The 24,859-nt window shown below is 40.9% G+C and carries 23 protein-coding genes; 15 read left to right on the top strand and 8 right to left on the bottom strand.

Going from position 1 to position 24,859, the window contains the following annotated elements:
- Positions 1-239 precede the first annotated feature (239 nt).
- The 9 genes from SC428_RS11110 to SC428_RS11070 all read left to right on the top strand — a co-directional run bounded on the left by SC428_RS11110 (position 240) and on the right by SC428_RS11070 (position 10,969).
- Positions 240-818: a YajG family lipoprotein gene (locus SC428_RS11110; RefSeq protein ID WP_318707739.1), complete on the top strand. Its 579-nt coding sequence runs from the start codon at positions 240-242 to the stop codon at positions 816-818.
- A gap of 250 nt (positions 819-1,068) precedes the next feature.
- On the top strand, positions 1,069-2,580 hold the full coding sequence (locus SC428_RS11105) for an AmpG family muropeptide MFS transporter (RefSeq protein WP_140181913.1): 1,512 nt from the start codon (positions 1,069-1,071) through the stop codon (positions 2,578-2,580).
- A 246-nt stretch (positions 2,581-2,826) separates the two neighbouring features.
- Complete coding sequence (locus tag SC428_RS11100) at positions 2,827-3,600, top strand: outer membrane protein OmpK (protein ID WP_070926775.1); 774 nt, start codon at positions 2,827-2,829, stop codon at positions 3,598-3,600.
- A 428-nt stretch (positions 3,601-4,028) separates the two neighbouring features.
- A complete protein-coding gene (cyoA, locus tag SC428_RS11095) occupies positions 4,029-4,976 on the top strand; it encodes a cytochrome o ubiquinol oxidase subunit II (protein WP_140181911.1) in 948 nt (315 codons plus the stop codon).
- Positions 4,977-4,980: 4 nt separating this feature from the next.
- Entirely contained in the window at positions 4,981-6,972 is a 1,992-nt protein-coding gene (gene cyoB, locus SC428_RS11090) for a cytochrome o ubiquinol oxidase subunit I (RefSeq protein WP_140181910.1), read from the top strand.
- Positions 6,962-7,576 carry a cytochrome o ubiquinol oxidase subunit III gene (locus SC428_RS11085; protein WP_140181908.1) on the top strand — a complete coding sequence of 205 codons (615 nt, stop codon included), beginning with the start codon at positions 6,962-6,964 and terminating at the stop codon, positions 7,574-7,576. The genes cyoB and SC428_RS11085 overlap by 11 nt, the downstream gene beginning before the upstream one ends.
- Positions 7,577-7,909: a cytochrome o ubiquinol oxidase subunit IV gene (locus tag SC428_RS11080; protein ID WP_070926779.1), complete on the top strand. Its 333-nt coding sequence runs from the start codon at positions 7,577-7,579 to the stop codon at positions 7,907-7,909. It abuts the gene before it with no gap.
- A gap of 12 nt (positions 7,910-7,921) precedes the next feature.
- The gene (gene cyoE, locus SC428_RS11075; RefSeq protein WP_070926781.1) at positions 7,922-8,809 is read left to right on the top strand and encodes a heme o synthase; all 888 of its coding nucleotides are present in this window, start codon (positions 7,922-7,924) and stop codon (positions 8,807-8,809) included.
- A gap of 795 nt (positions 8,810-9,604) precedes the next feature.
- Complete coding sequence (locus tag SC428_RS11070) at positions 9,605-10,969, top strand: MFS transporter (RefSeq protein ID WP_318707733.1); 1,365 nt, start codon at positions 9,605-9,607, stop codon at positions 10,967-10,969.
- 81 nt (positions 10,970-11,050) lie between these two features.
- On the opposite strand, the gene SC428_RS11065 is transcribed toward SC428_RS11070, so the two are convergent.
- From SC428_RS11065 to SC428_RS11055, 3 genes are read right to left on the bottom strand one after another with little or no spacing between them, the layout of a single operon-like run.
- The gene (locus SC428_RS11065) at positions 11,051-11,875 is read right to left on the bottom strand and encodes a MoaF C-terminal domain-containing protein (protein ID WP_070926783.1); all 825 of its coding nucleotides are present in this window, start codon (positions 11,873-11,875) and stop codon (positions 11,051-11,053) included.
- A 29-nt stretch (positions 11,876-11,904) separates the two neighbouring features.
- Complete coding sequence (locus tag SC428_RS11060; RefSeq protein WP_070926785.1) at positions 11,905-12,270, bottom strand: nuclear transport factor 2 family protein; 366 nt, start codon at positions 12,268-12,270, stop codon at positions 11,905-11,907.
- A 3-nt stretch (positions 12,271-12,273) separates the two neighbouring features.
- On the bottom strand, positions 12,274-13,560 hold the full coding sequence (locus SC428_RS11055; protein ID WP_318707730.1) for an MFS transporter: 1,287 nt from the start codon (positions 13,558-13,560) through the stop codon (positions 12,274-12,276).
- 281 nt (positions 13,561-13,841) lie between these two features.
- Between SC428_RS11055 and SC428_RS11050 the strand changes: the two genes are divergently transcribed.
- Positions 13,842-14,639: an SDR family NAD(P)-dependent oxidoreductase gene (locus tag SC428_RS11050; protein WP_283126333.1), complete on the top strand. Its 798-nt coding sequence runs from the start codon at positions 13,842-13,844 to the stop codon at positions 14,637-14,639.
- Positions 14,640-14,716: 77 nt separating this feature from the next.
- On the opposite strand, the gene SC428_RS11045 is transcribed toward SC428_RS11050, so the two are convergent.
- Entirely contained in the window at positions 14,717-15,208 is a 492-nt protein-coding gene (locus SC428_RS11045; protein ID WP_140181946.1) for a YajQ family cyclic di-GMP-binding protein, read from the bottom strand.
- A gap of 105 nt (positions 15,209-15,313) precedes the next feature.
- Here SC428_RS11045 and panE point away from each other — a divergent pair, with 105 nt between their 5' ends.
- Positions 15,314-16,228 (top strand): 2-dehydropantoate 2-reductase, encoded by a 915-nt coding sequence (gene panE, locus SC428_RS11040; RefSeq protein WP_318707728.1) that lies wholly within the window; start codon positions 15,314-15,316, stop codon positions 16,226-16,228.
- Positions 16,188-16,781 (top strand): protein deglycase YajL, encoded by a 594-nt coding sequence (gene yajL, locus SC428_RS11035; RefSeq protein ID WP_318707726.1) that lies wholly within the window; start codon positions 16,188-16,190, stop codon positions 16,779-16,781. The genes panE and yajL overlap by 41 nt, the downstream gene beginning before the upstream one ends.
- Before the next feature lie 82 nt (positions 16,782-16,863).
- Here yajL and thiI read toward each other — a convergent pair whose 3' ends face one another.
- A complete protein-coding gene (gene thiI / locus SC428_RS11030; RefSeq protein WP_070926794.1) occupies positions 16,864-18,315 on the bottom strand; it encodes a tRNA uracil 4-sulfurtransferase ThiI in 1,452 nt (483 codons plus the stop codon).
- A 217-nt stretch (positions 18,316-18,532) separates the two neighbouring features.
- On the opposite strand from thiI, the gene xseB reads away from it, so the two are divergent.
- The 3 genes from xseB to dxs all read left to right on the top strand — a co-directional run bounded on the left by xseB (position 18,533) and on the right by dxs (position 22,091).
- Positions 18,533-18,784, top strand: coding sequence for an exodeoxyribonuclease VII small subunit (gene xseB / locus SC428_RS11025; protein WP_070926795.1), 252 nt, complete (start codon positions 18,533-18,535; stop codon positions 18,782-18,784).
- 3 nt (positions 18,785-18,787) lie between these two features.
- Positions 18,788-19,705, top strand: coding sequence for a (2E,6E)-farnesyl diphosphate synthase (gene ispA, locus SC428_RS11020; protein WP_070926797.1), 918 nt, complete (start codon positions 18,788-18,790; stop codon positions 19,703-19,705).
- Positions 19,706-20,222: 517 nt separating this feature from the next.
- Positions 20,223-22,091: a 1-deoxy-D-xylulose-5-phosphate synthase gene (dxs, locus tag SC428_RS11015; RefSeq protein WP_272580395.1), complete on the top strand. Its 1,869-nt coding sequence runs from the start codon at positions 20,223-20,225 to the stop codon at positions 22,089-22,091.
- 516 nt (positions 22,092-22,607) lie between these two features.
- Here dxs and thiL read toward each other — a convergent pair.
- From thiL to ribE, 3 genes are all read right to left on the bottom strand, one after another.
- On the bottom strand, positions 22,608-23,597 hold the full coding sequence (gene thiL, locus SC428_RS11010; protein WP_318707723.1) for a thiamine-phosphate kinase: 990 nt from the start codon (positions 23,595-23,597) through the stop codon (positions 22,608-22,610).
- 230 nt (positions 23,598-23,827) lie between these two features.
- Positions 23,828-24,244 (bottom strand): transcription antitermination factor NusB, encoded by a 417-nt coding sequence (nusB, locus tag SC428_RS11005; protein WP_070926800.1) that lies wholly within the window; start codon positions 24,242-24,244, stop codon positions 23,828-23,830.
- A 26-nt stretch (positions 24,245-24,270) separates the two neighbouring features.
- Entirely contained in the window at positions 24,271-24,741 is a 471-nt protein-coding gene (gene ribE / locus SC428_RS11000) for a 6,7-dimethyl-8-ribityllumazine synthase (protein ID WP_070926801.1), read from the bottom strand.
- Positions 24,742-24,859: the final 118 nt, after the last annotated feature.

Below are 24,859 nucleotides of genomic sequence, written 5' to 3'. Positions count from 1 at the left end.
TCTAACCATTCATAAGAAAGAAGCGTCAAATGGCAATTTATACTCTAAATAATTCGCGATTCAGGTAGGCGATAAGCGAACATAGGCGGTGAACATAGATAAACTCTATGACTCGGCTAGCTGAGCGTAGTCAACAACACTGCAACTTGAAGGATTTCGAGTATATACCCTAACTCAATGGATGAGTGTTACACCATAGCGGAACACACTCAATTAAGAAAGATGAACTGGAAAAAATTATGTTAAGAAAACTGTGTTTTCCTCTTTTTGCACTATTTCTTCTAGCGGGTTGTGCAACCAGCAACAATACCTTATCGCTTGAACCTAAGATCACTTTACCTGCACGTAACCCAACACTCAATGCAACCGCAATTAGTGTGAGTAGTGTGGATAATAGAACCTCAAAATCACTAACAGAGATCAATCGTAATGGTAGTTTAGTGGTGCTATCACCTTCTCGTGATCCTCGTTATTTAATGCAAGAAGCCGTTGAAAAACAGATGGCCGCTCGTGGTTTTATGGTGTCCTCACCTGCTAATGTGAACCTCGTTGTCCAGCTAAATCAACTCAATGCTCAAGTCTCTGAGGGGAGCTTACGCCATAATATTACTGTGAATTCAAGCGTAACGGTTACAGCCACAGCACCTAATGGCTCAACCAAATCACGTACGTTTACGCGTAATTACAACAACCAAGAATTACTTGGCGCAAGTAACGAAAAAATCGAAAAAGCCATCAATCTTGCTTTAACTGATTTAATCGCTGATATGGCTAATGACCAAGAGTTAACCCAGTTTATCCGTCAAAACACGCGGTAATTTCACGTTATGATGAGAGTTTGTTTGTAGTTGGCTCTCATCATCTATATATAAGTTAAAAGAACACGGAAGCGCCACTTTTACAAAATAATTGGTATTTTAAATATACTTTAAATAATTCAAGATGCAGCTAAGCGAGCGGTAAGGGGATGAAAAATACGGCGACTGGCGTCAGTGAGCTTAGCCCCCTAACCAAAAACGCTGCAATTGAACTATGACGAGTATCTACCAAGCACATATTAGGAAGATTATGTCCCACTCGTTATTACCAAAACTGCCTAACTCAGTCATTTTAATCCTATTAGGTTTTGTTTCTGGCCTTCCTCTAGCACTGACGGCAGGTACGCTACAGGCCTGGTTGACCGTCGAAAATGTTGATATAAAAACGATTGGTTTCTTTTCTCTTGTTGGTCAAGCCTACGTATTAAAATTTCTTTGGTCTCCAATGATGGATAGGTATACCCCTTCTTTTCTTGGGCGCCGTAGAGGATGGCTACTAACAACGCAGATCCTCTTGATCATCAGCATTGCAGCGATGGGTTTCATGAGCCCAACGGAGCACTTATGGTGGCTCGCTGCGTTCGCAGTTATGGTGGCTTTTTGCTCTGCCTCGCAAGATATTGTTTTTGATGCCTACAAAACAGACTTACTCAGCGCTGAAGAACGAGGATTTGGGGCTGCGGTTTCTGTGATGGGCTACCGCATCAGCATGTTAGTTTCTGGCGGGCTCGCATTATGGATGGCAGATAAATTCCTCACATGGCAACAGCTCTATATGGTAATGGCAGGGCTGATGCTAATTGGTGTTTTTGCAACGCTACTCGCCAAAGAGCCAGAAGATAATGGGACCCCTCCTGCCTCTCTGAAAGATGCGATTTATAAGCCACTTTCCGAATTTTTTAGCCGTAACAATGCATGGTTAGTCCTCTTATTAATCGTGTTTTATAAGATGGGTGATGCATTTGTAATGGCGCTAAGTACTAACTTTTTATTAAGTGGTCTTGGTTTCACCTTAAGTGAAGTTGCCGCGGTCAATAAAACCGTCGGTATGGCTGCCACTATTTTTGGGGCTTTGTTTGGTGGTTACCTCATGAAGAACATGAGCCTCTTTAACGCCTTATTGGTGTTTGGTATTTTGCAAGGCGCTTCAAACATCGGCTACTGGTTCCTTGCGGTAACGCCACCAAACATTATCAGTATGGGTTCAATCATTGTTATCGAAAATATTTTTTCAGGGATGGGAACCGCGGCATTCGTAGCGTTATTGATGACATTATGTAATAAATCATTGTCGGCAACACAATTCGCTTTATTATCCGCACTTTCGGCGATAGCTCGTGTGTACATCGGCCCAGTTGCCAGTATTGTGGTGCTTTCTTATGGCTGGCCAACCTTCTATCTTATTTCTATTGTTGTTGCGGTACCCAGTATCCTTCTATTACTTGCCTGTAAAACCTCTTTAGCCTATACGCAAACCACAGGGTTATTCCAACGCAGGGAGCTGTACCCACAAGCGTATAAAATTGCCGTTTATATCCTTTTAACCGCAATTGGTATATTGGCTCTATGGCTATTAACCCTCTTATTTACCTCGTTTGCTTCAGTCAAAATTTACTTATTCACCAATTACATTTCTCTTTGGCTTGCATTACCTGAATATAAAAACTTTATTTTCAATACTGGCGCAAGTATTGGTGCACTCAGTTTAATCATTGGTGGCTGTCTCGATTTCTTCGCTGTCCGCAAAATAGTTAAGAAATAAAATATTAACAATGAAATCATCCCTAACTGAAATTAATTCGGTTAGGGTTTTTATTGACCTTTTAAATTAGATCTGACTAGCAAATATTGATATATCCATCGCCATAACGTGACAGACATCACTCATTGCGTGAAATATATTTTTTTATTGCAAATGAAAAGTCTAATATCTCACACGTTAAGGGCTAATCAGCCTTTCGGCTGACAACAATAAATCTCGTTAATACTCAAACGAAAATAATATATCATGAAAAAACAACTTCTCTGCGTCGCGGCAATCGCTTCTTTAGCTGGAACGGCCAATGCTGACGACTTTTTAGGCTATCAGAATGGTTTCGCGGATATCAATGTCAACTATCTAGACTGGTCTCACCGCACTGAAACTAAATCAGAAAATACCACTCGTAAAAAAGACTTTGCTTATATTGAATTAGAAGGCGGAGCTAATTTTAATTGGGGTGAGCTATACGGTTTTTTTGATGTAGAAAACCCATTCCACAAACGTCGTACAGAACCGGGACGCAACCAACGCTATACCATCAAAACAACAGGTCGCTTCTATTTAGGTGATACTGGTTTCAACGTCTATGGTCACGTATATGGTACATGGTCAATGCCAGGTGCAAAATATGGCGGTAATTTCCATGAAGTCAATACGTTATACGGTTTAGGTTATAACACTTCATTTGGTGATCTGTGGTTTAAACCTTTTGTGGCAATGCACTATGTTGACCAAACTTACTATTCAGGCAATAACGGCTATGTCGTTGGTTGGGTTGCAGGCTATGGCTTTAAGATGTTTGAAGAAAACTTCATGATCACTAACTGGCATGAAATGGAGTTTGCTCGTCATAAGCGTTACGGAAATGGCGGACGTGATGGGGTGAACGGGGCGCTAGCATTTTGGTGGAATGCAACACCAAACTTAGCAGCCGGTGTCCAGTACCGCTATGCAGACAATAAATTGGGGGATGATTTTTATCAAGATGCGATCATTTATACATTAAAGTATACGTTCTAAGACGGCCTATTTGATTGTAATAAAATTTTAAAAACACTCTTTTATTTTCAATGAAGTAAAAATTTTTCTTAGCTATTTTGCCGATAAGGTAGTGAAAACTGCCTTATCTTGATAAATAATCGTATATTTACCTACCATTTTATTTAACATTCATATCAGTTTCCCTGTTTTTAGCTCACTTTTGTATATATTTTTCTTTGATAAATGACAAAGATACTTTAAAATCTGTTCTGTTTTAGCAAAGAATGCCTATAAATTAGATAAGCTTTAACTTTTTCATCATAAGTTCTTCACATGTGATCATATTAACATAAAGAGCTAACAATCCAGCTTCTTTACCTTACAATTGTTTACACTCACATAACCTTACCGTAGAATGCCCCCACTGATGAAACGACAATTAGAATCTTTGTCATTTGGGGTCGTGGATGAGACTTATGAACTACAAAAAAAGCATTGGGGCAATCTCACTGGTTGCTGCTGCCTTACTATTAGGTGGCTGCGATATGGTGTTGATGGATCCTAAAGGCGCCGTTGGCGTTAAACAAAAAGAGCTGATTCTTATTGCAATCGGCTTAATGCTCGTTGTTGTGATCCCGGTTATTTTCATGGCGTTTATCTTTGCTAGAAAATATCGTGAATCCAATAAATCAGCAACCTACCGTCCTAACTGGGCTCACTCAAATAAAATTGAGTTAGTCTGCTGGACTGTTCCTATCATCATTATCATTATTCTAGGTGCTATCACTTGGAAAACGACTCATGAGCTTGACCCATATAAGCCATTAGTCAGTGATCAGGAACCTGTCACTATTGAAGTTATTTCAGCTGACTGGAAATGGATATTCATCTATCCAGAGCAAGGCATCGCAACAGTGAATGAAATCGCATTCCCTACTGGTGTCCCAGTTAACTTCAAAATTACGTCTGATTCGGTGATGAACTCGTTCTTCATTCCATCTTTAGGTGGCCAAATCTACGCAATGGCAGGTATGCAAACTAAACTTCACCTAATCGCTAATGAACCAGGTACCTACAAAGGCTTCTCTGCAAGCTATAGTGGCCACGGTTTCTCTGATATGAAGTTTAATGCGATTGCAACGGCTGATCGTCAAGGTTTTGATGAGTGGGTACAAAAGGTGAAAGCTTCACCGAAAACAATGGATACCATGCAAGCTTTCGACGAAGTCGCGAAGCCTAGCACAAACGTTCCTGTTACCTACTTCTCTAGCGTGAAACCAAACCTGTATAACGACATCGTTCTCAAGTTTGGCCATGAGCATCATAAGGGTCACGCTCCTGTTGAATCGAAAGATGAAAATACAGGTCACACTATGAATATGGGCCATTCTGCTCATACTGGCGTTGAGGAATAAGGGCATGTTCGGAAAATTAACACTAGACGCAATTCCGCTCCATGAACCTATTATCGTTATCACACTAATTGCTATCGTTCTTGGCGGATTAGCGCTAGTTGGTGCGATTACGTATTTCGGTAAATGGAAGTGGTTGTGGAAAGAATGGTTAACCTCTGTTGACCATAAAAAAATTGGTGTCATGTACATCATTGTCGCAATGGTCATGCTGTTCCGTGGTTTCGCGGATGCCATCATGATGCGTGGTCAGCAAGTACTTGCTTCTGCCGGCCAAGAAGGGTTCTTAAACCCTCACCACTATGACCAAATCTTTACCGCGCACGGCGTTATCATGATTTTCTTCATGGCTACGCCTTTCGTTGTTGGTCTGATGAACTTAGTTGTTCCTCTGCAAATTGGTGCGCGTGACGTTGCTTTCCCATTCCTTAACTCATTGAGCTTCTGGTTCTTTGTAGTGGGTGTTGTTTTAATCAACATCTCTTTAGGGGTTGGTGAATTCGCTCAAACAGGTTGGTTGGCTTACCCGCCATTATCTGGCTTGGAGTACAACCCCGGGGTCGGGGTGGATTATTGGATATGGAGTCTCCAGATATCCGGTATTGGTACTCTATTAACTGGTGTTAACTTTATTGCGACCATTATCCGTATGCGTGCACCGGGTATGTCGATGATGAAAATGCCAGTATTCAGCTGGGCAGCACTGTGTACTAACGTACTGATCGTGGCAGCATTCCCTATCTTAACTGTCACTATTACCCTTCTGACTCTTGACCGTTATCTGGGCACCCATTTCTTCACTAACGATATGGGCGGCAACATGATGATGTACATCAACCTGATTTGGGCCTGGGGCCATCCAGAGGTGTATATTCTTGTTCTACCAGTATTCGGTGTGTTCTCAGAAATTGCAGCGACTTTCTCCAAAAAACGTTTGTTCGGTTACACTTCCTTAGTGTGGGCGACTATCGTTATTACTGTAATGTCCTTCATCGTTTGGTTGCACCACTTCTTTACGATGGGTTCAGGGGCGAACGTCAACGCCTTCTTTGGTATCGCTACGATGATTATCGCAATCCCAACTGGGGTTAAGATCTTCAACTGGCTATTCACTATGTACCAAGGTCGTATTGAGTTTAAATCGCCAATGCTGTGGACTGTCGGCTTTATCATCACCTTCTCTGTTGGTGGTATGACCGGTGTTCTGCTAGCGGTTCCAGGTGCAAACTTCGTTCTGCATAACAGTCTATTCCTGATCGCTCACTTCCATAACGTTATCATTGGTGGTGTTGTATTTGGTTGTTTCGCAGGTATGACTTACTGGTTCCCGAAAGCGTACGGCTTTACTCTGAATGAGAAATGGGGTGTTCGTGCCTTCTGGTTCTGGATCACTGGTTTCTTCTTAGCATTTATGCCGTTGTATATTCTTGGCTTCATGGGTATGACCCGTCGTTTAAGCCAAAACATTGACCCTACATACCATACAATGTTAGTTGCTGCTGCTTGTGGTGCTGCATTGATCGCTATCGGTATTGCATGTCAAGTTATCCAAATCATTGTGAGTATCCGTGACCGCCATGAAAACCGCGACTTAACCGGTGACCCATGGGGTGGACGTACACTGGAGTGGGCAACTTCTTCTCCACCACCATTCTACAACTTCGCGATTGAGCCAAATATTCAAACTCGCGATGCATGGTGGGATATGAAAGAAAAAGGCATCGCTCATAAGAAACCGACTTCATATGAAGAAATTCATATGCCAAAAAATACAGGCGCTGGCGTGATTATCGCTGCATTTAGCTTGATTTTAGGTTTCGCGATGATCTGGCACATCTGGTGGCTGGCAATCGTTGGTTTCGGTGGCATGATTGTTACTTGGATTGCAAAAAGCTTCGACGAAGATGTTGATTACTACGTACCTGTTGCTGAAATCGAGGAAATCGAGAATAAGCACTTTGAAGACCTACGTAAGGCAGGTGTGAACGATGTCAACTAACACTATGACTAATCATAACGCAGCCCATGCAGAGCATGGGCACCACGATGCAGGCGGAACTAAAGTATTTGGTTTCTGGCTGTATATCATGAGTGACCTTATTCTGTTTGCCAGTTTATTTGCAACTTATGTTGTTCTGGCTGATGGAACTGCGGGCGGCCCTGAAGGTAAAGATATCTTCAGTTTGAAGTTCGTTTTAGGTGAAACTTTCCTACTATTATTTAGTAGTATCACCTACGGCTTCGCCATGATTGCAATGCATAAAGGTAAGATTGGACAAGTCAATTTATGGCTGTTCGCAACCTTCCTGCTCGGTCTTGGCTTCGTTATCATGGAAGTCTATGAATTCCACGAACTGATCGCTGAAGGCTTTGGCCCTGACCGTAGTGGTTTCTTGTCTGGCTTCTTTGCTTTAGTTGCAACACATGGTTTGCACGTAACTGCTGGTCTGATTTGGATCATTATTATGATGATTCAAGTCACTCGTCGTGGTCTTACTGACGTGAACCAAACTCGTTTGAACTGCCTGAGCTTGTTCTGGCACTTCTTAGATGTTGTTTGGATCTGTGTATTTACCGTTGTTTATCTTCTGGGGGCTATTTAAATGAGTCATGCAAAAGATGCTCACACTGGAGCAAGCCACGGTAGCGTAAAAACATACATGATTGGTTTTATACTGTCGGTTATTTTGACAGTCATTCCTTTCTGGATGGTGATGGAAGGCACAGCTTCACAAGCAGCTATCCTTTGGACAGTTGTTGGTATGGCTGTTGTGCAGATCCTCGTACATTTAGTATGCTTCCTGCACATGAATACTTCATCAGATGAGCGCTGGAACCTGGTAGCATTCCTGTTCACTATGCTAATCATCGGTATCGTTGTCGTTGGCTCTCTGTGGATTATGTACAACCTGAACATCAATATGATGCTCGACTAAAGAGTTGCCGATATGTTTAAGCAATACCTGCAAGTGACCAAGCCAGGAATTATTTTCGGAAATCTAATTTCTGTGATCGGCGGTTTTCTACTGGCCTCAAAAGGCACTATTGATTATCCGCTGTTTATTGCGACTTTGCTGGGTGTATCACTGGTCGTGGCTTCTGGTTGTGTTTTTAACAACTATATCGACCGTGATATCGACCGTATCATGGAAAGAACGAAGAATCGCCCTTTAGTTAAAGGGCTGATTGACCCGAAAATTAGCCTGATTTACGCCGCTGCATTAGGTATTGCTGGCATGCTGCTACTTCTTGTAGCAGCTAATGCTCTGGCAATGCTCCTTGCGGTAATTGGTTTCATCGTTTATGTAGGTATTTACAGCCTATATATGAAACGTAAATCAGTCTATGGCACGCTAATTGGTAGTTTATCAGGCGCAGCGCCACCGGTTATCGGTTACTGCGCAGTCACAAACGAATTTGATACAGGTGCACTGATCCTGTTATTGATCTTCAGTTTGTGGCAGATGCCACATTCGTATGCTATCGCGATTTTCCGTTTTAAAGACTATAAAGCAGCCAATATTCCTGTTTTGCCTGTTATTAAGGGGATCTCTGTCGCTAAGACACATATCTTCTTATACATCTTGGCATTTATGGTTGCCACTTTGATGTTAGCCATCAGTGGTTACGCAGGGTATAAATACCTCGTGGTGGGTGCTGCGGTCAGTCTTTGGTGGCTTGGCATGGCAATTTCTGGTTTTAAAACCGAAAATGATGACCGTGTTTGGGCTCGTAAACTGTTTATCTTCTCCATCGTTGCGATTACTTCATTAAGCGTGATGATGTCAGTTGATCCGACAGTTTCAACCGATACTGTTATAGCTTTGGTGAGATAATTTCTATACTCTAAATAATTCGAGTTGCAGGTAAGCGACAAGAGAAGATAGCCGATGAGCATGGATAAACTATGTAATTCGGCTAGCTAAGCTTAGTCCCTTATACCTTAACGAAAAGCCCTGCAACTTGAAGGATGGCGAGTATAACCAAATTAATTCTAACGGCAGGCTTGTCCTGCCGTTTTTATTTGCACTAATTAGCCTACCCTACTGAATAACTTTTATGTTCTAATAACGAGATATTCACTTCTAAAATAGCTAGATAAACAAAGCCTTTCTGACTAGTAAATAATTATCTACTCTAAAGATTCGGGGTTCAGCTAGGCAACTAATCCCTAACCCCATGAGTAATGATGTGAATAGCGTTTGTAATTAAAGAGGTCACCGCTACAGCTTGAAGTTTCACGAGTAGAATACTCTAAATAATTCGAGTTGTAGCAAGGCGGCAAATGTAACTAATCCCTAGGAGCATACAAAAGTATGTGACTAGGGTTAGTGAATGAAGCCAACACAGCTACAACTTGAAGTTTCACGAGTAGAATACTCTAAATAATTCGAGTTGTAGCAAGGCGGCAAATGTAACTAATCCCTAGGAGCATACAAAAGTATGTGACTAGGGTTAGTGAATGAAGCCAACACAGCTACAGCTTGAAGTTTCACGAGTAGAATACTCTAAATAATTCAAGTTGTAGCAAGGCGGCAAATGTAACTAATCCCTAGGAGCATACAAAAGTATGTGACTAGGGTTAGTGAATGAAGCCAACACAGCTACAGCTTGAAGTATGACGAGTATTTATGAATGACAACAAAATGACGCCTAACGAACTCCGCGCTACTTGGGGGTTAGGATCTGTTTTTTCCCTACGCATGTTAGGGATGTTTATGGTATTACCTATCTTGACCAGCTATGGCATCCACTTAAAAGGCTCTACTGAATTTTTAGTGGGTTTAGCTATCGGAATATATGGATTAAGCCAAGCCATTTTCCAAATTCCATTTGGGTTACTGTCAGATAAAATCGGTCGTAAACCTCTCATTGTATTCGGATTGATCATTTTTATTATTGGCAGTGTGCTGGCAGCCATGAGTGATTCTATCTGGGGTATTATTATTGGCCGTGCCTTACAAGGTGCAGGGGCAATCTCCGCGGCGGTTATGGCCTTACTGTCAGATTTGACCAGAGAACAAAACCGTACTAAAGCGATGGCATTTTTGGGGATTAGTTTTGGTATAACTTTTGCTATCGCGTTGGTTTTGGGTCCTATTATTACCCATTGGGTTGGTTTGAGTGGGCTGTTTTGGGGAATAACGCTACTGGCAGGCGGAGCCATCGTCGTTACTCTATTTGTTGTCCCTAATAGCCATAATCACGTCACTAACCGTGAATCCGCCTTTGTGAAAGGTAACCTACGAGCAGTTCTAACGGCGCCACAATTACTTAAACTCAATTTTGGTATATTAAGCTTACATACATTATTAATGTCTAGCTTTGTAGCTTTGCCGTTACTTATGGAAAAAGCGGGCTATTTAGCCAAAGATCATTGGAAAGCTTACCTAGTCACCATGTTAGTCGCGTTTGTTTCAGTACTACCTTTCATTATTTATGCTGAAAAACACCGTAAAATGAAACAGGTATTTATTTTTTGTATTACCCTACTCGCATTGGCTGAAATCACGCTATGGCTATCAGGTGATCATTTATGGGTGATCTTTGTCGGCCTGCAACTCTTTTTCGTTGCTTTTAATATCATGGAAGCCATTCTGCCTTCACTGATCAGTAAAGAAGCGCCTGCTAGCTATAAAGGGACTGCAATGGGGGTTTATTCCACCAGCCAATTTATCGGTGTTGCTATCGGGGGAATACTTGGTGGCTGGTTATATGATGTTAATGGCGCCGCTGCGGTGTTTATTGGTGGGCTATTATTAACAGCAATATGGCTTATCGTTAGCTTAACCATGCAGCAACCACCTTATGTCAGTAGTATTCGCTTAGAATTACCTAGCCACTTTACAGATAGCACACGGTTGCAAGCATTGTTAGCATCACAACCCGGTGTTATTGACGTTGTCGTTGTTGCCCAAGAATACAGTGTGTATCTTAAAGTCGATAGAAAAGCCACATCAAGAGAGCAGTTAGAAACAGTTATCTCACAATTTTGATGATAACTGCACCTTCTGTTGTTTCGAGTATAGGGCAAAAAGTGCAGTCAACTCATGCGATCATTTAAAATATGACTGTTTTTATCGTGGTGCTATACCTGTTGGATAGCAGTTATAGCTCATTTTATAAATAAAGGCTCCCGCACGTGAAGTTTGGATTTCACCTTGACTGGTGATACCCAAAAATTTTCCTGTACAACGGCCAATAATATAATCAAAGAAAAATACCGAACAAACAGGGATAATTTTTTCTCTAAACGTAAAAATATACATGTCTTCTTCAAATTTGTAGCAGGTAGCATAATCCATATCACCATGACCGAATTGCTCACCACGTAAATTCTGCCATGCATAGCGTTCTGAATTAACATAGAAGTGTTCGTAATAATGATTAGGACTATAAACATTCAGTGTTCTATAACCAATAAGCTCACGAGTTGGCCGAGGCTCCTCACCCGTGACCTCACCACCAAGGATCACCCCAGCCTGAAAATGCTGTACTAACCGCGAGCCATTACTAACTTTCCCCTCCGGTAATAAAATGCTACGAACAGTTAATACGCGCCGTGTTGCTATATTTAAGATCAAGGTTAAACTTTCATTTTGTTTATCCGTAAACTGAATATCGAAAAAATAATGATCTTTTGAAGTACAAACTTCTTCGCAGGGATCACAACCATATTCATCGTTGTATTGCCAATTAACCAATAGGTGACTTTGCTCTCCCTGAACAAATTGTAACTCCATAATACCGCCATCTGAATACTCTATAGTGATGGTTTTATCTAACCAATCCTGTGTATTAGGTAATCGATTCGTATCAATTCCTTTTGCAAAATCATCATAATTTTTCCAGCCAGATTCAGCATTTTGGTTTAATACATCTTGTTTTTCTGATCTCGACATATTCACCTTCTTTTTCTAAGTTAATATCATTACTGACTGCTAAACGTTTTATTCACAATCAACCAACGTGAATCGATTTCAACAAGAGATAAATAATCGATAAATTGCAATCCGTGGTAGAGTAATTTGACTTTCACATTGGCTATTCCCCCAGAAATATCAATAGTGACAATCTGCATAGAAAAAACTTCACCACATTCAGACGGGATCGGCATATGACTGATTTTATCTAGCCACTGTGATAACGATAATTTTTCAAATTCCCCCACAAGATAGCCAAATAATTGAGCATCTGGATGAAAAGCTTGGGTAAGCAAGCCAATATCGCGATGATGCATTCCAAGAAAATAGGATTGTACAGTGCTATTGATTTCGCTTAATAGAGTATCTGACATCGTTCACTCTCCTGTTATAGGCATAGATTTTGATTGTGTTCGCTTTGCAATAACCAATGGCGCGGTTTCTTTCAAAAAGCAGGCTAGAATGCAAGAAAGTAATGCACCAACTGAAGCGATCAACAGAGGGCTAGCTAGTCCATAGTTATCAGCAATAAACCCAGCGGTGAAAGGTGCCACAAAGCCACCAATAAACTCGCCAATTCCCATAATCAAGCCTAATGTTGAGGCTATCATGGTTCTAGATACGGTTTCCGAAGGAATTGTTGCCATGAATAAAGTAAAGCAGCCCATTCCGGTATAAGTCAAAAAAACAATAATCCCTAATAAAAATGGATTATTGATATAGCAAAGAAATAAAGGACAGCTCATTGCAATCAATGAAAAAAAGATAAGAATAGGTTTTCTGCCTAGACGATCAGAAATCGCGGGGATCACAGTTCCCCAAAATACCCACGCAAAACCAATAGCACTGACAATCAACCCCATAGATTGTTCACTGAAGCCACGCTCTTTGACAAGAAAAGTCGGTGTGAAAGTGACAATAAGAATAAACCATGTCACAAAAAAGCAAGATATAAAAATACACAAGATAACATTTTTATTTTTACAAATTTCTTTATAACTGTTTTTTGCTATTTCTTTTTCATTTTTTTCAAATTTGCTATCCGCTATATCAGTCGTCAGATTTTTATTACCATTAATTTTGACCAATTTATAAATCAAGAAAGCTAATATCAAACCAGGAATTACGGTCATATAAAAGGCATTACGCCAACCATAATCGAGAGCAATCATAATAATAAGTGGCGGTGCGATAATTGCACCAAGCAATCCCGGAGCCGTGGCTTGAACTAAGCCCATATTTAATCCACGGCGTTTAACTTGTGATGCTTCTAACATCAAAGATTGCGATATTGGCAATACAGGCCCTTCAGCGATCCCCATAAAGGCTCGAAAAACTAATAATAGAGCAAATGAAGACACAATCCCTGAAAGCCCTGAGAATATAGAGAACATCGCAACACAAATCACTAACATTGGCTTTCTAATATTAAAGCGGTCTGATATCGCCCCTAAGCCAGCGCCAGATAATGCCCAGCATAGCGCTAAAATAGCCGATAGCATTCCAAGATGTGCATTAGTAAGATTTAATTCATCTGACATCATCGGAAATAAAAAAGAAAGGGACAAGCGATCAACAAAAACACAGCCAAATACACAAAATAAAAGTAGTAATAATTTGTTTTCATAGCTAAATAAATTTAATTTACTAATAATTATTTTCATTATTAAAACCTCAAAAATTAGGCTTATTCAGATATTATTTAGCCTAATCTAGCAAGTCAATTTATTTGTTATTATTTTGTTAATGATATATTTTATCTATTTAAAACAACTCAACGAAAGAAAAATAAAATTAATTTATAAAAACAATTAATAAAAAAATAAATTAGCCAGATGTTTTTATTATATTTTAGAATATCATTCTTTAGGTCGATATTCATTCAAAGTTAATTATTTCTATATTAATTATATGGGCTAAAATTTTAAAATAAAAAAGAGGAAATATGAAACCAAGGAATATCGTTATTACAGGCGGTGGAACAGGGATTGGTGAGGCTTGTGCCCATTTATTTACGCTTTTGGGAGACAACGTTTTTATTATTGGTCGACGAGCTGAACCTTTGCTAACCGTTGCTTATCAAACTGGCGCTATCGCCATTACTGCTGATGCCGCCACTGAAACTTCATGGAATGAGGTTATTTTACCGCAAATTAAACAACATACCGATACTATAGACGTTTTGATTTGTAATGCAGGCGCGATGGGGATAGGTAAAGCCGAAGATATCAGTGACCACCAATGGCATCAGGCTATGACCGCTAATTTAGACAGTGCTTTTGCGAGTGCCCGTGCTTGCCTACCTAATTTAGTTCAAAGCCAAGGCAACATACTTTTTATTGGCTCAATTGCTTCATTAGCATCAGGGCCTGAAGTTTGTGGATATGTTACCGCAAAGCATGCAATCATTGGGTTAATGCGTTCTATTGCTCGTGATTATGGTCGTCAAGGCGTAAGAGCCAATGCCATTTGCCCTGGATGGGTAAAAACGCCAATGGCTGATGAAGAAATGCAACCGCTGATCAATCAGTATCAATTTACGTTAGATGAAGCTTACCAATACGTTTGCCGTGATGTTCCATTACAACGCCCTGCTACACCAAAAGAAATCGCCCTTGCCTGCAAATTTTTGTGCTCAGCTGATGCCGCAATCATTACAGGAACAACACTGGTTATTGATGGAGGTGCAACAGCCGTTGATTTGCCCACTCTCGCTTTTACTGAAGGCGCTATCAGGGCATAACGTAAAGTCCTATTGATAGGTACTTTATCTAGCAAAAGTACCTATCAAATCAATGACGGATTACTGCAACAGTAAAACTAGTCGCGGAAGTTATTGAATTGGAAAGGTTGCCCTAAATCACTTGAACGCACTAACGCCATAACAGATTGCAAATCATCGCGCGATTTTCCAGTGACACGAACCTGCTCACCTTGGATCTGAGCTTGTACCTTCAATTTGCTATCTTTAATTGCTTTGACAATTTTCTTAGCAACCGCTGACTCGATACCTTGTTTTAAGGTCACTTCAACGCTATAAGTTTTTCCGCTGTGAACAATCTCCTCAGGGACATTCAATACTGCGCCATCAATACCGCGTTTAGACATTTTTTCTCTTAAAATATCCAGTAATTGTAGAACCTGAAAATCGGACTCACTGGTTACCTTGATGGATTCACTTTTGTCGTTTAACTCAAAACTCGCCGTCACATTTTTAAAATCCCAACGACTGGTTAATTCACGCTCGGCATTTTCTACCGCATTTCGTACTTCATTCATTTCAACTTCAGATACAATATCAAATGATGGCATGGTTAAGACCTCCTGATAATCAATATGATGCATGATAGCTGCTTTCTATTGATAGCAAAAGTACTATACTGGAAATCTACACTCATCACTGCCTTTAGGAGGAATATGAGAATAACGCTTATTGGCTGTGGTGCCATTGGCAAGCTATGGCTCGCTGCGCTAGCCCAACAAGGCCATGATATCCAAGGCTGGCTACGTATGGCTCAGTCTGATTTATTCGTTGATGTTAATGAACCTGATGGTCGCGTTTTTCGTGAACTGATCCCTTGCAACAACCTTAATCATCTACAACATAGTGAGCTAATTATTGTCTGCTTAAAAGCATGGCAAGTGTCTGATGCACTACTCCCTTTAATTCATAATATCCCTGAATCCTGCCCAATTTTATTACTGCATAACGGGATGGGGACATTAGATGAATTAACACCTTTACGTCAGCCATTTTTATCGGGTGTTACAACGCATGCCGCTTGGCAAAAAAATAATCAAGTCTTTCATGTTGCAAATGGCATAACTCACATTGGTGCGGTTAACTCAATTGCTGAAAATTGCTATCCTATCGCGGATATTTTGCATACAGCCCTACCCGATGTTGCGTGGCATAATGATATTTTAGCAACCTGCTGGCAAAAACTTGCCGCAAACTGCGTAATTAACCCGCTAACCATTATCCATGATTGCAAAAATGGTGAATTACTAAACCATACAGCCCAAATCAATTTATTAATTGATGAAATTTGCCAAGTGATGGATATAGAAGGATTGCATACCGATAAATTACAGCTCACTGATTATATTTATGGCATTATCCATAATACCGCAGATAACTATTCTTCTATGTTGCAAGACATTCGTAACAAACGACGCACTGAAATTGACTACATTACCGGTTATCTGATTAAACAAGCACGCGCACATGGGCTAAATACACCAGAAAATGATCGCCTATACCATTTGATTAAACAACGAGAAGAAAAAAATGACGGCTTCCGTACTAATATGCATCGCCAATGGCAGTGAAGAGATAGAAACGGTAACAACTGCCGATCTATTAGTCAGGGCTGGGATCGCAGTCACCTTAGCAAGCGTGACCGACGATGGTTCAGTGGCAATAACTGCATCAAGAGGAATTAAATTAATTGCAGATACACCACTTATCAAAGTGGCCGATGAACCTTTTGATGCGATAGTCCTTCCAGGAGGAATGGGAGGCGCCGAAACATTTAGAGATAGCCCATTGGTGGTTGAAAAAGTCAGAAGAATGCATCTGGATGGAAAAATTGTCGCCGCTATTTGTGCAGCACCCGCTATGGTTTTGGAATATCATCAATTATTTCCTATCGGCAATATGACAGGCTACCCAAGCACACGAGAGCAAATTGCAGCCAACAAATGGGTTGATAAACGCGTTTATTTTGATGAGCGAGTTAATTTACTGACTAGTCAAGGACCTGCAACTACCTTTGATTTCGCCTTAAAATTGATTGAATTACTGGTTGGCCGTGATACCGCGGCAAACGTTGCTTCACAGCTCGTACTCCCACCCGGTATTAATGATTATTTAGAACAATAATAAAAACCCCCAGTAATTGGCTATCCAACTATTGGGGGTACGGTACAGCCATCTCGGCTTTTATCTTGTCGAAATGAACAATTTATGGACGATAAACTTTTACATTATTAAAACCTTGCTCTTGCAAATAGAGCGCCTGTAAACGACTCATCACACCACGGTCACAATATAATAAGTAAGTTTTCTCTTTAGGTAGATCACCAAACTGAGTACCAAGACGATAGAATGGAATGTGTTTAACGTCTATCCCTTCAATCGCCAACGGTTTGTCTTCGTGTTCATCAGGGGAACGGATATCTAAGATCACTTCATTTTCAGCTGAAAGCTCACTCACCATTTCAACTTCAGCCACTTGCTCGCGGCTTTCTTGCGCAATTTGGCGGATATCAATATTTTGTGATTGCTCAACCACTGAGTCTAAAATAGTGAAATCAAAGTTTGCTTCTTCGGCCTCGATACGTGCTTTGACTGCTTTTACCGTAGGGCTTTTCGAAATCACACCACAGTATTCAGGCATGGTTTTCGCAAAGTCTTCTGTACCAATTTGGCGCGCGACTTTAATGATGTGTTCTTTATCATGAGAAATTAGTGGGCGCAGTACCAATGTATCTGAAGCATTATCAATCAAACGCAAGTTAGTTAAGGTTTGGCTTGATACCTGTCCTAATGCCTCACCCGTGACTATCGCTTGAACGCCATAACGCTCAGCCACTTTTGAGGCAGCACGTACCATCATACGTTTTAACACAACGCCCATTTGGCCATCATCGACTTTTTCTAGAATTTCAGCCACAACGGGTTCGAAGTTAACCGCAATAAAGCGTACCTTATGTGAGCTGCCAAAACGGTTCCATAAATAATGAGCGATTTGTTTTACGCCAATTTCATGAGCCGCACCACCTAAGTTGAAGAAACAATAGTGAACTCGACAACCTCGGCGCATTAACATATAGCTGGAAACGCCTGAGTCAAAGCCCCCTGAAATGAGAGACAATACATCTTCTTGTGTACCGATAGGAAAGCCACCAATGCCTTCGTAACGTGCTTTCACGAGGATCAGGTTTTCATCTTCAATTTCTAGATGGACTGTGGTGTCAGGATCGGTGAGTTTCACTTTTGCTGAAGCGATATGTTGGTTTAAACCACCACCAATATAACGTTCTGCCTCAATCGAGGTAAATTCGTGCTTGCCTCGACGTTTTACACGAACACAAAAGGTTTTATTTTCTAGCGATGCACCGTATGCCTCATGTGCCATTTCATAGATATGATGTAGGCTAGTAAACGGTTTTTCTTCAACTTCTAAAATATGATGAATACCAGGGATACGTGTGAGCATGTCACAAATTTCGTCGTGCTTTGTTTCCCCTTTAACACGCACTTCAATGTTATCCCAATGACGAACAACCGCGATTTCTTCACCTAGCGGCTTAAGCACATTGCGAATATTACTGGTTAGGATCTTAATAAAACGTAACCTAACGGTCTGGCTTTTAATGGTAATTTCTGGAAATAACTTAATGATAAACTTCATAATAGCTGCATGTTAATGTTGTAGGGGCAAATGAACGTATTGAAAGAGACACACGCACAGGTTACCAATTGTCAATAAAGAAGCGTATTATAGCACCATCTTGCGGGTTGAATCTAAAAACACCAATAATAAATTGTATCCGCTGTCAGACTAAGTTAGTCTGCTGAATGAATAAAACACCCTAGTCGAATGATTGAACATTTGCGGTTAAAGAAATATGGCTAAAGAAAAACCTCAACAAGTCCCAGTAGTTAGCTTTGAAAATTCGCTTAAAGAACTTGAGGAAATTGTTTCTCGTCTTGAGTCTGGCTCGCTACCCCTAGAAGATGCACTCAATGAGTTTGAACGTGGCATCCAAATCGCTAAGCAAGGGCAAAAAGTCCTACAACAGGCTGAGCAACGCGTTCAGATCCTACTGAGCGATGATGAAAACAAAGCGCTTGATGATTTTTCACCCGATACTGAATAAATTATGTCTGAACAACATTCTAACAGCTTCGCAGTACAGCAGCAGCAAGCGTATGAGCGAGTTAATCAATATTTATTGCATGCCTTAGATGCACTTCCATTCTCTGATTTACCCCTTGCAGCGGCAATGAAGCATGGCGCCCTTCTCGGGGGTAAGCGCTTACGTCCATTTTTGACCTATACCGTAGGTGAAATGCTTGGCGTGAGTCGCAATAATCTTGATGTTCCCGCAGCAGCTGTTGAATGCATTCATGCCTACTCACTGATCCATGACGACCTTCCAGCGATGGACGATGACGATCTACGACGTGGACAGCCCACATGCCATGTCAAATTTGGCGAAGGAAATGCCATCCTTGCTGGGGATGCGTTGCAAACATTGGCATTCCAATTATTGTCATCTGGCTCAATGCCTGATGTTACAGATAAAGACAGAATTGCTATGTTAGCCGAGCTCGCTTATGCAAGCGGTTTAGCAGGTATGTGTGGTGGCCAAGCATTAGATCTCGAAGCCGAAGGCAAGCAGGTAGATTTAGTGGCACTTGAGCGTATTCATCAACATAAAACGGGAGCTTTAATACGTGCCGCAATTCGTATGGGAGCCTATTCAGCAGGAACAAAAGGCCATCAAATTTTACCAGCGCTAGATAAGTATGCAGAAGCTATCGGCCTCGCGTTTCAGGTACAAGATGACATTTTAGATGTGGTTGGTGACAGTGAGGTGACCGGTAAGCGCCAAGGTTCAGACGCAGAACATGAGAAAAGCACTTATCCATCATTGTTGGGGCTTGAAGCCGCTCAGGAAAAAGCCCGTGAATTGTATTATACTGCGCTAGAAGCATTAAAAATAATTGAAATTCAAGGCTATAATACACAAACCTTAGTCGCACTTGCCAATTTCATTATCGAGCGAAAAAGCTAATGTAATACAATGTCATTTTACATTCAGACGAAGAATGATAAAGGTGGCATAATAGATATGTACTTTAGATAATTCGAGCGCTGGGTTGACCGGCGCTATACTCTTATGTGATTCAAATCACCATTCTGTGATAACTGAATAACACACTAGTAGTAAAAATATTACTGTGGCAAAGGCATATTTTGCTTGCAAAAAACGATGCCACTTAATGTGTATACTCTAAGTCATTCGAAAGGGCAGCTAGACGATAAGATAATAGGTCGCTAGGAACATAAAAGACACTTTGACTGGTATAAATGAGAGCAGTCACCACGCCTTAACGAGAGGCGCTGCAACTTGAAGTATGACGAGTCATACTCTAAATAATTCGAGGTGCAGCTAGGCGACAAGTGAATGAGTCCCTAGGAGCATACAAAAGTATGTGACTAGTGCGAGTGAATGCAGTCAACAACGCTGCAACTTGAAGTATGACGAGTATATTACTTTATTAACAATTATAAATAGTAGTGAGCCCCTAATGAGTATTGATATCGCTAAGTATCCAACACTAGCGCTGGCAGAAACACCAGAAGAGCTACGTTTACTGCCAAAAGAGAGCTTGCCTAAGCTGTGTGATGAACTCAGGCAGTTTTTACTTAGTAGTGTTGGTCGTTCTAGCGGTCATTTTGCCTCTGGTTTAGGCGCGGTTGAACTCACCGTTGCATTACATTATGTTTATAAGACGCCTTTCGATAACTTGGTGTGGGATGTTGGTCATCAAGCCTACCCCCATAAAATTTTGACGGGTCGCCGTGATCGTATTGATACTATCCGTCAAAAAAATGGCTTGCATCCTTTCCCATGGCGTGGAGAAAGCGAATATGATGTATTGAGCGTTGGTCACTCATCGACTTCAATCAGTGCTGGCCTAGGTATGGCAATCGCCGCTGAAAAAGAAGATAAAAACCGTAAAACGGTGTGTGTGATTGGCGACGGTGCTATCACAGCAGGTATGGCATTCGAAGCGATGAACCATGCTGGTGATGTCGCGCCTGATATGTTAGTTGTCCTAAATGATAATGAGATGTCAATTTCTGAGAATGTTGGCGCACTCAATAATCATCTAGCGCATCTGCTTTCAGGCAAGTTGTACACCACGTTACGTGAAAGTGGTAAAAAAGTTTTCTCTAATATGCCTCCCATTAAAGAGCTATTAAAGAAAACTGAAGAACATATCAAAGGCATGGTCGTTCCAGGCACCATGTTTGAAGAATTAGGCTTTAATTACATAGGCCCTGTTGATGGCCATGATGTGATCGCGCTGGTGCAAACGCTAAAAAATATGCGTGATCTAAAAGGCCCTCAATTTCTACATATCATGACTAAAAAAGGTCGTGGATATGAACCCGCAGAAAAAGATCCTATCAGCTGGCATGCCGTACCTAAGTTTGATCCAAGTACCTTTACCTTGCCAAAAAGCAAAGAAACCGGCCCAACCTATTCGAAGATCTTTGGTGATTGGTTGTGCGATGAAGCACAAAATGATGACAAATTGATGGCGATCACCCCAGCAATGCGTGAAGGATCGGGCATGGTACGCTTTTCAAAAGAGTACCCTGATCAATATTTTGATGTTGCCATCGCCGAGCAACATGCCGTAACTTTTGCCGCGGGATTAGCGATTGGCGGCTATAAGCCAATCGTAGCTATCTACTCTACGTTCTTACAACGTGGTTATGATCAGGTGATCCATGACGTTGCTATTCAAAAAGTGCCTGTTTTATTTGCAATTGATCGTGCAGGTATTGTAGGGGCTGATGGGCAGACCCACCAAGGATCGTTTGATTTGTCTTATCTACGCTGTATTCCAACGCTAGTCATCATGACACCAAGCGATGAAAACGAATGTCGCCAAATGCTGCATACAGGCTATCACTATAGTGATGGACCAAGTGCAGTACGTTACCCTCGTGGTACTGGTACAGGGGCAGAATTACAGCCTTTAGCGCCATTACCTATCGGTAAAGGTGTTATTCGCCGTCAAGGTGAAAAAATTGCCATCTTATGTTTTGGTACATTACTCAGCCATGCGTTAGTTGCAGCTGAAAAACTCAATGCAACTGTTGTTGATATGCGTTTCGTTAAACCACTTGATGAAGCATTGATTTTAGAAATGGCTAATAGCCACGATCTAATCGTAACTTTGGAAGAGAATGCGATTATGGGCGGTGCAGGTAGCGGTGTTAACGAGTTTCTCATGCACCAACGAAAGATCCTACCTATATTGAATCTTGGACTACCTGATTACTTTATTTCACAAGGTAGCCAACAAGAAGTGCTTGCAGACTTAGGTCTCGATAGCGATGGCATCATCAAAGCTATTGAAGAGTATCAACAGAAAGCTTAATCCCTAAAAAAAGCAGGTATTGGAGTTATTCAATACCTGCTTTTTTAGCGTTATTTTAAAGATCCGTTATTTTAAAAAAGCATAGCTACGATCAATTTAAATCAAATTTCTTTTAAAAGGATCTTGCTTTTATCTCAAATAAAGTTCAGTATGTTTTTAATACCTAATTGCCCTCATAAGAATTTCTGTCAATATTGACAAAAACATCTCATACTTTTATGGGATATACGCCTCATTTTATTTTAGCTGCCTTTTGGCAGCTTTCTTTTGCCAATCCCAAAAGCTTATTTGTTTTAATTCAAATAATTATCGGTAGCCTTTATTGAACTAACGCTAGTTGATTTTATACCGAAAAAATTACTTCAATTATATTTTCATAACTCAAGCTGTAAGAAATAGATATTATTTTTATATTATAGATAATCAATAAATATCACTATCTGATGATAAATAATCAATAAAAAAGTCCATATCAGCAACTGACATGGACTTTTTTAATAATATTATTTTGATCCTTTAACTATTTACACTTTCCAAAACAAAGTGATCAAACCCTTTTAGGTTCACATCAACTGCTTGGTTATCATGATAGTAACGGATCCCTTCCGATTGAGGTTTGATCTGCCCAATACACGTAAAATGCGCCCCTGTATGTGCTAGTGCCATTTCTAACGCACCACGATTAATTTCAGGGATAGTGAAACAAAGTTCATAATCTTCACCGCCGCTAAGCGACCAAATCTGAGCTTGTTCTTGAGAGCAATTTTGCTTCAATGCTTGTGATAAAGGCAAAGCATCTAAATTAATATGTGCTCCACAACCACTTGCTTTCAGTATATGGTTAAGATCAGAAATCAGCCCGTCTGAAATATCAATTGCTGAAGAGGCTAAATTGCGTAGCGCTTGCCCTTGTAAAATGCGAGGTTGGGGTCGTAAATGACGGCCAATTAACCACGATCTGTGCTCTTGATCCGCAATATCTAAACGCCCTTGTAGCAGAGCTAAACCCGCAGCACTGTCACCAAGCGTTCCTGTCACATATATCCAATCACCGTTACGAGCACCGGCTCTGGATAACGCTTTCCCCGTAGGCACAAGTCCATGTACCGTATAAGTTAGGCTCATAGGACCACGTGTAGTATCACCACCAATTAATTGCATTCCATAATAGTTAATTTGTTCAAACAAACTATCACTAAACTGCTCTAACCAAGTTGGATCAACATGAGGTAGCGTGATCGCCAAGGAAACCCATGCAGGATCAGCGCCCATCGCGGCAAGATCGCTTAAATTGGAAGCTAATGATTTATAGGCAAGATCTGCTGGTGATATATCAGGAAGGAAATGAATGCCAGAAACTAAAGTATCAGTGCTTACAGCAAGTTGCTGCTTTTCTGGGATAGTCATCAAGGCACAGTCATCACCAATACCGATGTTTACATCACGCCGATTCGTTTTTTGACGATTAAAATAACGCGCGATGAGGTCAAATTCGCCATATGACATGGTAGGTTTTCCGTTTTCGCTATACTTGGGAACTTCGTTATTAAAAAATAATAGACATAAAGATAGACCGCATAAGCAGTCTATCTTATTACTACTGTATACCCGCCATACTTCAAGTTGCAGTGCTTTTGGTTAACATATGGTGACAATACTCATGCGCACTTGTCACCTAACTGCACCTAGAATTATTTAGAGCATAGTACTATTACAGGAGGGGACCCTGAGCAATTTTATTTTTTACGGCGAACAGCAGGTGCAGCCTTATCAAGAACACCATTAACAAATTTATGGCTATCTTCTGCGCCAAATACTTTAGCGAGTTCGATGCCTTCATTAATCGCAACTTTGTAAGGAACATCTTCACGGAAGCTAAGTTCATACATAGCGACACGTAAAATCGCTTTCTCTACCTGCCCCAGCTCTTCCAGTTGACGAGATAAAAAAGGTGCCATCAGTTGATCAAGTTTAATAGCGTTGTTCGCTACACCTGACAACAGTTCACGAAAATAAATTACGTCAACGTCAGACATGTCCTGTTCAGCAATAAATTCATATTCCACATCAGAAACATTATTGCCAGATAATTGCCATGAATAGATGGCCTGTACAGCACACTCACGAGCGCGGCGACGAGCAGCAGGTTTCACAAGATTCCCCTTAAATAAAAACTAAATCAGCCTTTTACAGCTTTAAGTACATTAATCATTTCTAATGCAGTCAATGCAGCTTCAGCGCCTTTGTTACCTGCTTTTGTACCAGCACGCTCAATCGCTTGCTCAATATTTTCAGTGGTTAAGACACCAAAGGTCACAGGTACTTCACTGTTCATTGCTACGTGAGAGAGGCCTGAGCTACATTCACCAGCAACAAATTCAAAGTGAGCCGTTCCACCACGGATTACGGTACCTAAAGCGATAACTGCATCATATTTTTTCGTTTCAGCTAATGCTTTGACTGTTAATGGCAGTTCATAAGCACCCGGTACCCATACAACAGTGATGTTGTCTTGAGAAACTTGGCCGATACGCTCTAGCGCATCAACTGCGCCGTCCAGCAGACTATCATTAATAAAGTTGTTAAAACGAGCGATTGCAATAGCGACGCGCGCTTGTGGCGCGGCAACAACACCTTTAATTACGTTCATAGCCTTCCTTAAATTAATTATACTTGTCATCCTTCAAATTGCAGCACTTTGCACTAAGGTATAGCGGCTACATTTCGAATTATTTAAAGTATATACCCCATGGGGCGCGGATTTTATC

Origin of the sequence: Providencia sp. 2023EL-00965, from assembly GCF_033550225.1 — a bacterium.
In the GTDB taxonomy this organism is placed as follows: domain Bacteria; phylum Pseudomonadota; class Gammaproteobacteria; order Enterobacterales; family Enterobacteriaceae; genus Providencia; species Providencia manganoxydans.
The sequence above is the reverse complement of the archived record's forward strand: the minus strand, read 5'-3'. Positions and strand labels throughout refer to the sequence as shown.